Origin of the sequence: Nonomuraea maritima (genome assembly GCF_900100395.1) — a bacterium.
Classification (GTDB): domain Bacteria; phylum Actinomycetota; class Actinomycetes; order Streptosporangiales; family Streptosporangiaceae; genus Nonomuraea; species Nonomuraea maritima.
In genome coordinates, this window is sequence record NZ_FNFB01000044.1 from 24,639 (window position 1) to 37,297 (window position 12,659).

The window sequence follows — 12,659 nt, forward strand, 5'->3', positions numbered from 1 at the left end:
GGAAGGCCTCTGCTGGTCGGACGGCCGGTAGAGCGACGCGGGCAGCGTCCGAGGTCACTGAGTCAGGGTCACAGGCCATAGGCGGCGAGGGCTCCGCCGGCGTAGGCGGCCAGCGGGGCGGCGATGTGTTCGGCGTCGCGGTGCACCCCCCGCAGCGTGTTCGAGGCGAACGAGCGCTGGAACTCCAGTCCCACGTAGGCAAGCCCTGGGTGAGTGGTGGAGATGCCGTCGGCGTGCAGCGGCAGCCCGTTGGCGTCCAAGGCGCCGAGCGAGGTCAGAAAGTTCAGATTCGGCAGGTATCCGGTCGCGTAGATCACGACGTCGACGGGTTCGCGGGTGCCGTCCGCCCACACGACGTCGCGGCCTTCGAAGGCGGAGAACATGGGTCGCCGGTTCATCCGGCCCTCCGTCAGTGCGGCGGCGTAGTCGCCGGTGTCCATGACGAGAGTGCCGGTCGCGATGCGGGCCAGCCAGTGCGGAGGCAGGGAGTCGAAACCGGTGGTGGTGTGCCAGTAGTGCGCATCCTTGCCACCGACCATCTGCGGAAAGAACTGCAGCGGCTGGCGGGAGGCGATGGTGACGTCGGCCACCTCGGCGAGTTCGTAGGCGATCTGGACGGCGGAGTTGCCGCCACCCACCACCACGATGCGCTGTCCGACGTAAGGCTTGGGGTTGCGGTAGTCAGCCATGTGCAGGGCCTGGCCGGCGTATCCCTCCTGGCCGGGGAGCGCCGGTGTGTACGGGTTACCGAAGGAGCCACTGGCGGCTACGACGCCTCTGGCCTGCAAGGTGTCGCCGCTCGCGGGATGCACCAGGAAGCCGCCGGCGCTGTCGGACTCGACGGCGCTGACGCGTGCGCCGGTGCGAATTTCCACGCCGAGACTGTCGGCGTAGTCCCGTAGGTAGGCGACGACCTCGTCCCGGGTGGCGTAGTGATCGGGGTCACCGGGGAACTCGTGACCGGGCAAGGCGCTGTAGGCGGCGGGCGAGAACAGCGTCAGGCTGTCGTAGTAGTTCGCCCAGGAACCGGTCGGCTCTTCGCCTGCTTCCAGGATCACGGGCGTGAGGCCATGCTGGAGAAGGGCATGGGCAGCTGCCAGGCCGGACTGACCGGCGCCGATGACGATGGTGTTCATGCCGCCGCATCATATCCTCATATCCAGAAATCACAATATGATGTGGTCGGGGTGATGCTATGACCATGGCGACGAATGCGATCGAGCTGAGCACTGAAGCTCGCGGCTTCCTCAAGGCGCTGGCCGGCGAGACTCGCCAGCAGATCATGGAGCTGTTCGCCGGCGGCGTCGAACTGACCGTCAACGAGGTGGCCGAGCGCATGTCGTTGGCCCAGTCGGCCACGTCCACCCATCTGGCGACCCTGCGTGAGGGCGGGGTGCTGACCTCCCGGCGGGAATGGAAGACGGTCTACTACCGAGCCGACGGGACACGGATTCGCAAGGCGCTCCTGGACCTGCACGCCAGTCTCAACGCCTGCTGCCCGCCGGAGGAGGAGGCGCCCGGTCGCGGGTGCGACTGACCGGCTCTCAGTCGCCACCGCAGGAACATGAGCCCTCCGCCCGTACGTGACGCACAGCGCCGCGAGCGTCCATGGCCACCGCGCAGCAGCCGGTGAGCAGCTCACGCAGCCGCCCCGCATGCTCGCCGCACGCGCGACTTCATCCCCGACACGGCGATGCCCAGGCGGTGCGCGGCCTCCCCCTGCTTATCTTGTGTCGTCACCAGCCCGAACTCCCTCGTGTGCGCCGGGGAGACGCCGACCGTCGGCGGAGGACGCACCCCCCGCTCCGACTGTTTAGACAAAGCTCTAATTTGACAATCATCGAATCTGCGTTGCAGACTCGACACTGCTTCGATAGCCATCTATCCAGGAGGTGTGCAATGCGCACCCTGCTCGCTCGCCTTCGCCGCTCCCCCGACGTCTCGGGCTTCACCTTCGACGAAGCCAGGTCGGAGGTGTGCGACCGCAGCTGCCGCGCTGACGCGGCCATCGATCGCGCCCGTACCTACGCCTTGTCGTTCCGCTAGATCACACCACCTGGAGCAGTCATGAGTGACAGTTGCTGCGGCACCACGTCGACCACCGTCGAGCCTGCCGACCCCGATCGCAAGGTGTCCCTGCCCGTCGTCGTGATCGGCGCAGGCCCGGTCGGGCTGGCGGCCGGCGCGCACCTTGCCGAGCGCGGTATCGACTTCGTGATCCTGGAATCCGGCGATCGTGTCGCGGCGTCGGTGGCTCGATGGGGTCACGTGCGGGTGTTCAGCCCGTGGAAGTACAACATCGACGCGGCCGCCCGCCGCATGCTCGAGGCCGATGGCTGGACCTGGCCGGACCCCGACTGGCTGCCCACCGGCGCCGAATTGATCGACGACTACCTGGCCCCACTGGCCAAGCTGTTCGGCGACCGGGTCCGTACCGACGCGAAGGTGACGGCGATCAGCCGTCTCGGCTACGACCGCGTCCGCACGGGCGGCCGCGAGCACGCCCCCTTCCTCCTTCGCCTGAACGACGGCACCGAACTGCAGGCCCGAGCCGTCATCGACGCCTCCGGCACCTACCTCAGCCCGAACGCCCTGGGCGCCAGCGGCCTGCCCGCCCACGGCGAGCAGACGGCGGCCGACCTGATCGACCACGCCCTGCCCGACGTCCTCGGCGCCGACCGCCACCGTTACGAGGGCAAGCATGTCCTGGTCGTCGGCTCCGGCCACTCGTCCGCCACCACCCTGCTCGCCCTGGCCGAACTCGACGGCACTCCGATCACCTGGGCCATCCGAGCCGCCGACGCCGGCCGCACGTACGGGGGCGGCGACGCCGATGCGCTCCCGGCTCGCGGTGCGCTCGGCACCCGTCTGCACGCCCTGGTGACCTCCGGCCGCATCCAACTCCTGACCGGCTTCTTCACGCATCGCGTCGGCGCCACCGGCGATGGCGTCGAGGTGATCAGCCTCGACCCGTCCGGACGCGAACAGGCGGTCATCGTGGATCGGATCGTCAGCGCCACGGGTTACCGCCCTGACCACGCCATCGCCTCGGAACTGCGGCTCGACCTGGACCCGATCCTCGGCTCCACCCGCGCGCTGGCGCCGCTCATCGACCCCAACCAGCACTCCTGCGGCACCGTCCCGGCGCACGGCGTGGACGAGCTGGCGCACCCCGAGCCCGGCTACTACGCCATCGGCGTCAAGAGCTACGGCCGTGCCCCCACCTTCCTCATGGCCACCGGCTACGAACAGGCCCGCTCCGTCGTCGCCGCCCTGGCCGGTGACTGGGAGGCAGCCCGCGACGTCCAGCTCGAACTGCCCGAGACCGGCGTGTGCTCCTCCAACCTGGCCGAGGCGCAGGAGCAGCGCGTCGGCCTGGCCACCGGCATCAGCGGCGGTCTGCTGTCCACCCCGCTTCCCCTGGCCGACGTATCCACCAGCGGAGGCTGCTGCGGCTGACCACCAGCGAACACGAAAGGCTCCGATCATGTCCGATGGACATCCCACCGCGGCGCAGAAGGAAGCCCTGCAGGTGATCTGCGACCACCAGCCGCTACCGACCGACCGGCTCGGCGGACGCCTGCCCGCTGTCGGCTGCTCAGGTGGGAGTTCGTGAGCTCCACCATCGAAACCGCCGCTCCTGGAACCGGGGGCGGCGGTCGTTATCGCATCACCCGCGGCTGGCGCATCGTCGCCGCGCTGGCCGTCACCCAGACCATCGGCTACGGCGTGCTCTACTACGCCTTCTCCGTGTTCCTCATCCCCATGCAGCACGACCTGAGCGCGAGCGGTACCCAGGTGGCCGCCGCGCTCACCCTCGCCGTGCTGACCACCGCACTGTGCGCGCCTCTGGCCGGCCGCTGGCTGGACGCCCACGGCGGGCGAGCTTTGATGGCCACCGGCTCGGTGCTCGGCACGCTCGCCGTGCTGGCCTGGTCCCAGGTCACCACTCTGCCGCAGCTCTACGGCGTCTTTCTGGCCATCGGCATCGCCTCGGCCATGGTGCTGTACGAGCCCGCCTTCGCCGTCATCGTCACCTGGTTCGACGAACGCGGACGGGCCGGCGCGCTGCTCGCCCTCACGATCGTGGCCGGGTTCGCCTCCTCCATCTTCCTGCCTCTCACCGGCCTGCTGATCCAGGCGTACGGCTGGCGCCAGGCCCTGCTCATCCTGGCCATCGTCCACGGCTCGCTCGCGATCCCGCTGCACGCCCTGATGGTGCGCCGCCCCGCACACCACGCCGGTGTCAAGGCCCGCACCACAGCCGGCGCCCGCGCCGATCTGGTCAAGGCGGCGGTACGGGCCCGGCCGTTCTGGCTGCTGGCCGCGGCCTTCACAGCGCACGGCGGGGCAGCCGCCACCATTTCCGTACTGCTCATCACCTACCTCATCCACCTCGGACACCAACCCGTCTTCGCCGCCACCATCGCCGGGCTCCTCGGCGTCCTGTCGGTCACCGGCCGCCTGGTCACGACGGGGCTGCGCCGTCGCTGGTCCGCGGCTCCGGTCGCGGCCACGATCTTCGCTCTCCAAGGCGTGGGAACGCTCCTGCTGCCCTTCGTCGGCGCCACCACCGCCGGCGCGGTCTGCTGCGTGCTGCTGTTCGGAATCGGTTTCGGGGTGGGCACCATCACGCTGCCGCACCTGCTGGCTGAGCGATACGGCACGGTGGCCTACGCCAGCCTGTCGGGTCGTATCGCCATGTTCTCCGTGGCTGACAAGGCGCTGGCCCCGCTGGGTGCGATGGCCCTGGCCCACAGCGTCGGATACGGCTGGGTGATGGGAGCCGTCACCGCGGCCTGCGCTGCGGCGGCTTGCGCGCTGGTCGCCTACCATCGCCTATCATTTAGACAACCGTCGAATCAGGAGGTGTCGTCGTGACCGCCGCTCCCACCGTGTGCTGCGCTCCGATCGCCAGGGAGCCCCTCAGCGAGAACGACGCCACCGAGCTGGCCGCGCTGCTCAAGGCGGTTGCCGACCCGGTCCGTCTGCGCCTGCTGTCGATGATCGGCTCTCACGCCGGCGGCGAGGCATGCGTGTGCGATCTGACCGACGCCTTCGACCTGACCGCACCCACCATCTCCCACCACCTCAAGGTGCTGCGCACCGCCGGACTGATCGACGGCGAACGCCGGGGCACCTGGGTCTACTACCGCATCATTCCCGAGACCGTGGCCAAGCTCGGCGCCCTGTTCACGCCGCTGGCCGAAGCCGTCCCCGCTGCCGGAGGCTCAGCGTCGGCGGAACTCGTCACGGCATGACCTCACCCGCTCGCCCCGCCGATGTCGTCGTCATCGGCGGGGGACAGGCCGGGCTGGCGGCCGGCTACTACCTGCGCCGCGCAGGCGTCGACTTCGTCATCCTGGACGCGCAAGAGGCCCCCGGCGGAGCGTGGCAGCACGCCTGGCCGTCGTTGCGTCTGTTCTCTCCCGCGCAGTACAGCTCCCTGCCCGGCCGCATGATGCCGATCCCGGCCGATGGCGGCTATCCGGACGCCGACCATGTCGTCGCCTACCTCACCGACTACGAGCAGCGCTACCGCCTGCCCCTCATCCGCCCGGCCAAGGTGCAGGCCGTGCGGCGTCACGGTGACCGCCTCGCCGTGGACAGCGACGCGGGCACCTGGCATGCCCGCTTCGTCGTGAGCGCCACCGGCACCTGGTGGCGTCCGTACGTGCCGCACTGTCCCGGCATGCGCGACTTCCGCGGCGAGCAGCTGCACACCGCCGGCTACCACGGACCCGAGCCCTTCCACGACCGCCGGGTGATGATCGTCGGCGGCGGCAACTCCGCAGCGCAGATCCTCGCCGAACTGTCACAGGTAGCCCAGACCACCTGGGTGACGCTGCGCCCGCCCCGGCTGCTGCCCGACGAAGTGGACGGCCGTGCCCTGTTCGACCTCGCCACCCGCCGCCACCGGGCCGCCCTGGCCGGGCAGGATGCCCCGGGCGTCGGCGGTCTGGGCGACATCGTCGCCGTCGCTCCCGTACGCGAGGCCCGCGACCGTGGCGTGCTCAAAGCCGAGCCGATGTTCTCGCGCATCACCCCTGATGGCGTTGCGTGGGCCGACGGCAGCACGGCTCCCTGCGACGTGATCCTGTGGTGCACCGGCTTCCGGCCCGCGCTCGGCCATCTGGCTCCGCTGCGTCTCCGCGACTCAGACGGCCGCATCCCCACTGACGGCACCCGCGCCCTGGCCGAACCTCGCCTGCACCTGCTCGGTTACGGCGACTGGACCGGCCCTGCCTCGGCCACCCTCATCGGCGCCGGCCGCACCGCCCGCCGGCTCGCCACCGAGATCGCCGCCCAGTTGTAGACGCTCGGACCCGCATCGCCCTGCCGGCCGCCGAGATTAATTCGACGCCCATCTATCTTGACACTCATCTAATCAATGGGGAATTGTGGTGACTGATTAGACATCTATCTAACTCTTGGGCGGCCACTGCTCCCAAGCAAAGGAGATCCGCGATGACGAACCAGACCAGCGGCGGCTTCACCGGCGACCTGGCGGAGGCGTTCACTCCGCCTGCCGCAGGCGGCTGTTGCGGGGCGCCCGCCGCCACCGCCGGCAGCGAGGCGGATCAGGCGGCCACGGGATGCTGCGGGAGCCCGGCGGTGGCCCAGGGGGCCGGCCAGTCCGGCTGCTGCGGCCAGGATCCAGCCCCCGCCGCCCAGATCACGGACGCCACGTCCACCGGATGCTGCGGATGACCTCCACTCTCTCGGGTGTGGACCGGCCCCCGGCCGGCCTGGCGGCGCTGTTGAAAGCGGTGTCGGCGCAGAGAATGCAGGCCACGGTGCACGAACTGGCCGGCGACCGTTACGCCGGGCGGCGCGTGGGCACGCCCGGCGGCCGGGCCGCCGCCACCTGGCTCGCCGACCGGCTCGGCGAGCTGGGCGCCGGAACGGAACTGTCCGGCTTCGATGTGGCGAACGTTCGTGAGCTGTACGGCACGCCCGTTCTCGAATGGAACACCGGTGGGCAGGCGCACCGCCTCAAGCACCGCCGAGACTTCGCCGAACACCTCGCCTCCGCCGACCTGCCGCACCCGCGCTGCGCGCCGCTGGCCGCAGCCTCCGACGCCGATCTGCGCGGCCGGTGGGTCCTGGCCGAGGCCGGAGACTGGGCGCGGGCATGCGAACGCGCCGAGGCCGACGGCGCCGCCGGAATGCTGACCACGCGCGGCACGGACGCCGAGGGCTGGATGCCCAAGATGATCGCCGGGCCACCCTCCCGGCAGGTGCCCGTCATCGCCGTCCGTACGGAGGTGCAGGCCCGGCTGGCCGACGCCCTGACCAGAGGTCCGGTCCAGGTGACCGGCTCGATGCCGTTGCGGCAGATCACCACGCGCGGCCAGAACGTCCACGCCCGCTTCCCCGCTGAAGGGGATACGGGCCGGGCACGGGTGCTGCTGACCGCGCACTACGACGGCGTCGGCGACGACCCTGACACGCGCCTGCCCGCGGCCGCGGACAACGCATCCGGCGTGGCCGCCGTCCTGGAAGCCGCCCGCGTCCTGTCAGCCGACCCGACCATCCGGAGCGGGCTGGAAGTGGCTTTCCTGGACGCCGAGGAAGCCGGAGCATGGGGATCGGCTCACCACGCCCCCGCTCTGCCGTCCGACACACTGGTGATCAACCTCGACGGGGCCGCACACCTGCACGAAGCCGCCTCCGTCGAGGCCGGTGGGCCCGCCCTCGCGCTGCTGGCCACCCTCGACCAGGCTGCCCGGCTGACCGGCGTGCCCTTGCGGGCCGGTGCGATGGCGTCCGACAACCGCCGCTACGCCGCCGCCGGCCTGGCCGCGATCGGCATCGGCATGGGCATGCCCGGGTATCAAACGCCCGCCGAAACGCCCGAGCGTGTGCAGGCGGACACCCTGCTGGCAGCGGCTCGACTGCTGGTGGCTACCGCGTGGCTGACCACCTCAGCAATGCACGGTGCTGAATAAGCACACAAGAAACGTGGCGGGTGGCACGGCGGCCTTACGCATGAAGTCGCACCGGTCGTGCCTACAACTGCGCGATGAGCTTCTCGACCCTGGCGCGGATGTCGTCACGAATGGCTCGGACGGCCTCGGTGCCCTGCCCGGCCGGATCATCGAGCTTCCAGTCTTCGTAGCGTTTGCCAGGGAAGATCGGGCAGGCGTCGCCGCAGCCCATGGTGATGACCACGTCGGAGGCCTCAACCGCGTCGGCTGTGAGGACCTTGGGGTGGGCGGCGGTGATGTCGATACCGACCTCTCGCATGGCTTCCACCGCGGCCGGGTTGACCCGCTCGGCCGGTTCCGACCCGGCCGAGCGGACCTCGATCCGGTCGCCGGCCAGGTGGGTCAGCCAGCCGGCGGCCATCTGCGAGCGGCTGGCGTTGTGGACGCAGACGAACAGGACGGACGGCTTGTCAGGCACGGGCGGGCTCCTCGGCGGTGAACAGGCGGCGGCCCCACAGGCTCACGTAGACCAGGGCGACCAGGACGGGAACTTCGATGAGCGGGCCGACCACGCCGGCCAGGGCTTGGCCGGAGGTGACGCCGAAGACGCCGACCGCGACCGCGATGGCCAGCTCGAAGTTGTTGCCGGCGGCGGTGAAGGCGAGCGTGGTCGTCTTGTCGTATGCCAGGCCGATCGCCTTGCCGACCAGGAAGCCGCCGCCCCACATGAGGGCGAAGTAGGCCAGCAACGGCAGGGCGATGCGGGCCACGTCCGCAGGCTGGGAGGTGATGGTGTGGCCTTGCAGGGCGAACAGGATCACGATGGTGAACAGCAGCCCGTACAGGGCGACCGGGCTGATACGCGGCAGGAAGCGCTGCTCGTACCAGTCACGGCCGCGGGCGCGCTCGCCGAGCTTGCGGGACGCGTAGCCGGCGGCGAGCGGGATGCCGAGGAAGACGAGCACGTAGAAGGCGATGTCCCAGGCCGAAACGTCGAGTGTGGCCTGGGACAGGCCGAGCCAGCCGGGCAGCACCTGAAGGTAGAACCAGCCCAGCGCGCCGAAGGCGACCACCTGGAAGATGGAGTTGAGCGCGACCAGGACGGCGGCGGCTTCCCGGCTCCCGCAGGCCAGGTCGTTCCAGATGAGCACCATGGCGATGCAGCGGGCGAGCCCGACGATGATCAGGCCGGTGCGGTACTCCGGCAGGCCGGGCAGGAAGATCCAGGCCAGGGCGAACATCAGCGCCGGGCCGAGCACCCAGTTGAGCAGCAGCGAGGAGATCAGCAGGCGGCGGTCGCCGGTGACGCTGCCGAGCCGGTCGTAGCGGACCTTGGCCAGGACCGGGTACATCATCAGCAGCAGGCCGAGCGCGATCGGCAGCGAGATCTCACCGACCTTGACCGCGTCCAGCGCGGCGTCCAGGTCGGGCACCAACCGCCCCAGGAGCAGCCCTGCGCCCATGGCGGCGATGATCCACACCGGCAGGAAACGATCCAGCACCGACAGAGCGCCGATCACGCCGGCCGGCGGCGCAGTGGCCTGTGCGGGTTGTGCCGACCTCACCGCGGCACCGCCGCCGCGGCAGCCGGCAGGGTCAGCAGGGCCGACAGCTCGCCCAGCGTCTCGGGCACCAGCCGGTAGTACACCCAGGAGGCGCGCCGCTCGGAGGTCAGCAGCCCCACCTCCTTGAGCACCTTCAGGTGGTGGCTGATGGTCGGCTGGGACAGGTCGAAGGCGTCGGTGATGTCGCACACGCACACCTCGCCGCCGGCCCGGCTGGCCACGATGGACAGGATGCGCAGCCGCACGGGATCACCCAGCGCCTTGAAGACCCGAGCTACCGCCGCGGCCTGCTCGACGTCGAGCGGCTCGCGAGTCAGCGGCGGGCTGCACTCCAAGATCTGCAGGACTTCCACACACCCTCCATATGGACCGTCATTGAAATCGACTGGCATCTATATTGACATGTATCGAATCCAGGTGAACAGGCGGGCCAGAGAGAAGGGAACCGGCTACGGCGAAGGCCCCGCCGGACGACGGGGCCTTCTGATGTCTGCGTACCGGTGTGCGTGTCGCCTCTCGGCGAAAGGCTCAACGCGGCTCCAGCCGAACGGTAGTCCGCGAAGGCAATAGGTGAGGCCCGGGGACACTGGGCACACCGGCCACAGCGGGTGTAACCACTACAGACCGCGCGATGTTCCCGCGTGAGTCAGGTGCCGACCACCGGACTGCGCCGCTCCACCATCACCACGTCCCGCCAGACTCCGTGGTGACAGCCGACGCGCTCGCGGGTCCCGACGACGCGGAAACCGACCGCCTGATGCAGGGCCAGGCTGGCGACGTTCTCGGGAAAGACGCCTGACTGGATCGTCCACACGCCTGCGTCCTCGCACGCGGCGATGAACGCCCTCAGCAGGGCGCGGCCGATGCCATGAGCCTGGCAGCCGGGATGCACGTAAACGCTGTGCTCGACCACCCCGGCATAGACGCTTCGAGCCGAGACCGCCGAGGCCGCCACCCAGCCAAGCACCTCCCCCGAATCAGGATTTACGGCCACATGCCGTAGATGCGGCAACCTGCTCGCGGTGAACTTTCCCCAGTCGGGCGCGACGGTCTCGAAGCTGGCCTGACCGGTGTCCAACCCGGCCTGGTAGATCGCCAGCACCTCCGCGGCATCGCTCTCACGCATCGGCCGGATCTCCAGGCCGGCCCTGATGGCAGGCTTCTCGGCCTGGACGATCGCCGAGTGCACCCCGTCGCCGTGATCGACGGTCAACGTGATCGTGACGCCGACGAAGCCCGCCGCGACGAGCAGGTCCCGATACTCCTGCACGGTGAGTGACCCGGCGGCACAACCGACGCGCTGCTCGGCCCGCTGCCGCGCCTGCTCGTCGAGCACCTGCGTGGCGACGACGTCGCTGACGCCGAACCGGCCGCCCGGCCGCAGCACCCGGAACGCCTCGGCCAGCACCGCCGCCTTGTCCCTGGACAGGTTGATCACACAGTTGGAGATGACCACGTCCACCGCGTGGCCGGGCAGGGGGATCTCCTCGATCGTGCCCTGCAGGAACCGCACGTTGGTGACGCCGGCCTGTTCGGCGTTGCGCCGGGCCAGCTCCACCATGGCAGGACTGGCGTCCAGACCGAACACAGTGCCGTGCGGGCCGACGCGCCGGGCCGACAGCAGCACGTCGATGCCGCCACCGGAGCCGAGGTCGAGCACCGTCTCACCGGCACGTATCTCCGCAACGGCGACCGGGTTGCCACACCCAAGACTGGCGCGAAGCGCCCCGTCTGGGAGCCCGGCGGTGTCGTCGTAGCCGGCCGGCCCGAAACCGCCCTCAGCGAAGGAGCCAGGCTCGCAGTCGACGATGCGCTCCCCACTGAGCGCGCTGCGGGCCAGAGCGGAGTAGCGGTCGATGATTTCGTCGTGCGCCATGACATCTCCTCAGTCAGAGACCGGCGCAACCGGCACCGGCCTGCCCATCACCACGTCAGCGGCGGTGGGGAAACAGCTCACGCAGTTCTCGTTGATCCGGTACAGGCTGGACGTCCCCTGCCGCTCCACCAGCACGAACCGCACCTCGGCCAGGATCTTCAGGTGATGCGAGACGGTGGACTGCCCCACCCCGGACGCAGCCACGATCTCGCCCACGCTCATCGGCTCACGCCGCCGCGCCAGCAGCGACACGATCTGGATCCGGGTGGCGTCGGCCAGGGCCTTGAACCAGCTCGCGTACTCTTCGGCCTCCGCGCGTGGCAAAGGCCCCGTGTTCCCATCCATCGTCAATCGACGATAATCGATTAAATAGTGAAGCGGAAGCCCAGGGCTTACCTCTCACAGGAGATCGCGGCTACCTCAGACTTCCCATGAAGCCAGACCAGAACCTTCACGTCCGCCCAGGCCAAGTCCCCACTCATGGACGCCCCCTACTCCTCCGCCACGCCTACGTCTCCAGATGGCTCAATCCCGGCGTCCCCACACCCCAGATCGCCGAATAGGCCGGCCACAGCATCGACGTCCTCCTACGGGCCTACGCCAAGTGCGTCTACGGTCAGCGACACGACGGCATGCGGCACCTGGGAAGCAACCTAAATGGCCCCTAAGACCTCGTCTCATTTGGTGAGTCGGCGGTAGCAGATGAGGGCTGCGGCGATCGCGACGAAGGAACCGAAGTGGTCGGCTCGGCGTTCGTAGCGGCGGTGTAATCGGCGGGTGCCGGCCAGCCATGAGAACGTCCGCTCGACCACCCAGCGGTGACGGCCCAGCCGCTGGCTGGACTCGATCCCACGGCGGGCGATTCGCGGCTGCGGAGGAAGGCCCGCAGGTGGGGATAGTCGTAGCCTTTGTCGCCGTGGAGCTTGCCGGGCCGGCGGCGGCGTGGCCCGCGACGGGAGCGGATCGGCGGGATGCCGCGTATGAGCGGTTCCAGGGCCTTGCTGTCGTGGGTGTTGGCCGCGCTGATCGCGACAGAGATGGGCAAGCCGGTCCGTTCGGTGACGATATGGATCTTCGAGCCTTTCTTGCCGCGGTCGACAGGATTCGGACCTGTCAGATCCCCCCTTTGGCCGCCCGGACGCTGACGGAGTCGATCGCGCACCGCGACCAGTCCAGGTCGCCACGTGATCCAAGCTCGTCCAGCATGATCCGATACAGTTTCGCCCACACCCGGGCGGCGCTCCACTCGGCGAAGCGGCGGTGCACCGTCTGCCAAGAGGCCCCGAA

At 69.7% G+C, this 12,659-nt stretch carries 15 protein-coding genes and 1 pseudogene; 9 read left to right on the plus strand and 7 right to left on the minus strand.

Going from position 1 to position 12,659, the window contains the following annotated elements:
- Window positions 1-68 precede the first annotated feature (68 nt).
- The gene (locus BLR04_RS37160) at window positions 69-1,136 is read right to left on the minus strand and encodes a flavin-containing monooxygenase (protein WP_090773860.1); all 1,068 of its coding nucleotides are present in this window, start codon (window positions 1,134-1,136) and stop codon (window positions 69-71) included.
- Window positions 1,137-1,201: 65 nt separating this feature from the next.
- Between BLR04_RS37160 and BLR04_RS37165 the strand changes: the two genes are divergently transcribed.
- The 9 genes from BLR04_RS37165 (at window position 1,202) to BLR04_RS37195 (ending at window position 7,952) form a co-directional block, all read left to right on the plus strand.
- Entirely contained in the window at window positions 1,202-1,537 is a 336-nt protein-coding gene (locus BLR04_RS37165) for an ArsR/SmtB family transcription factor (RefSeq protein ID WP_176903487.1), read from the plus strand.
- Between the two features lie 362 nt (window positions 1,538-1,899).
- Window positions 1,900-2,046 carry a hypothetical protein gene (locus tag BLR04_RS41115; RefSeq protein ID WP_176903489.1) on the plus strand — a complete coding sequence of 49 codons (147 nt, stop codon included), beginning with the start codon at window positions 1,900-1,902 and terminating at the stop codon, window positions 2,044-2,046.
- 21 nt (window positions 2,047-2,067) lie between these two features.
- The gene (locus BLR04_RS37170) at window positions 2,068-3,459 is read left to right on the plus strand and encodes an FAD-dependent oxidoreductase (protein ID WP_090773862.1); all 1,392 of its coding nucleotides are present in this window, start codon (window positions 2,068-2,070) and stop codon (window positions 3,457-3,459) included.
- 28 nt (window positions 3,460-3,487) lie between these two features.
- Window positions 3,488-3,616, plus strand: a complete 129-nt coding sequence (locus BLR04_RS42525; RefSeq protein ID WP_281191856.1) for a hypothetical protein — start codon at window positions 3,488-3,490, stop codon at window positions 3,614-3,616.
- Entirely contained in the window at window positions 3,613-4,881 is a 1,269-nt protein-coding gene (locus BLR04_RS37175; RefSeq protein WP_090773863.1) for an MFS transporter, read from the plus strand. The genes BLR04_RS42525 and BLR04_RS37175 overlap by 4 nt, the downstream gene beginning before the upstream one ends.
- Entirely contained in the window at window positions 4,878-5,261 is a 384-nt protein-coding gene (locus tag BLR04_RS37180) for an ArsR/SmtB family transcription factor (RefSeq protein ID WP_090773864.1), read from the plus strand. The genes BLR04_RS37175 and BLR04_RS37180 overlap by 4 nt, the downstream gene beginning before the upstream one ends.
- Window positions 5,258-6,316 (plus strand): ArsO family NAD(P)H-dependent flavin-containing monooxygenase, encoded by a 1,059-nt coding sequence (locus BLR04_RS37185; RefSeq protein ID WP_090773865.1) that lies wholly within the window; start codon window positions 5,258-5,260, stop codon window positions 6,314-6,316. The genes BLR04_RS37180 and BLR04_RS37185 overlap by 4 nt, the downstream gene beginning before the upstream one ends.
- Window positions 6,317-6,468: 152 nt before the next feature.
- On the plus strand, window positions 6,469-6,711 hold the full coding sequence (locus tag BLR04_RS37190; RefSeq protein WP_143022386.1) for a hypothetical protein: 243 nt from the start codon (window positions 6,469-6,471) through the stop codon (window positions 6,709-6,711).
- On the plus strand, window positions 6,708-7,952 hold the full coding sequence (locus BLR04_RS37195) for a M28 family metallopeptidase (RefSeq protein ID WP_245740968.1): 1,245 nt from the start codon (window positions 6,708-6,710) through the stop codon (window positions 7,950-7,952). The genes BLR04_RS37190 and BLR04_RS37195 overlap by 4 nt, the downstream gene beginning before the upstream one ends.
- Before the next feature lie 61 nt (window positions 7,953-8,013).
- On the opposite strand, the gene BLR04_RS37200 is transcribed toward BLR04_RS37195, so the two are convergent.
- The 6 genes and pseudogenes from BLR04_RS37200 to BLR04_RS37230 all read right to left on the minus strand — a co-directional run.
- A complete protein-coding gene (locus BLR04_RS37200) occupies window positions 8,014-8,409 on the minus strand; it encodes an arsenate reductase ArsC (protein ID WP_090773867.1) in 396 nt (131 codons plus the stop codon).
- Window positions 8,402-9,433: an ACR3 family arsenite efflux transporter gene (arsB, locus tag BLR04_RS37205; protein WP_425413475.1), complete on the minus strand. Its 1,032-nt coding sequence runs from the start codon at window positions 9,431-9,433 to the stop codon at window positions 8,402-8,404. The genes BLR04_RS37200 and arsB overlap by 8 nt, the downstream gene beginning before the upstream one ends.
- A gap of 59 nt (window positions 9,434-9,492) precedes the next feature.
- Entirely contained in the window at window positions 9,493-9,849 is a 357-nt protein-coding gene (locus BLR04_RS37210; RefSeq protein WP_090773869.1) for an ArsR/SmtB family transcription factor, read from the minus strand.
- Window positions 9,850-10,142: 293 nt separating this feature from the next.
- Window positions 10,143-11,372: a GNAT family N-acetyltransferase gene (locus BLR04_RS37215; protein WP_090773870.1), complete on the minus strand. Its 1,230-nt coding sequence runs from the start codon at window positions 11,370-11,372 to the stop codon at window positions 10,143-10,145.
- A gap of 9 nt (window positions 11,373-11,381) precedes the next feature.
- On the minus strand, window positions 11,382-11,717 hold the full coding sequence (locus tag BLR04_RS37220) for an ArsR/SmtB family transcription factor (RefSeq protein WP_090773871.1): 336 nt from the start codon (window positions 11,715-11,717) through the stop codon (window positions 11,382-11,384).
- A gap of 332 nt (window positions 11,718-12,049) precedes the next feature.
- A pseudogene (locus BLR04_RS37230) lies at window positions 12,050-12,659 on the minus strand (IS5 family transposase); the annotation flags it as partial.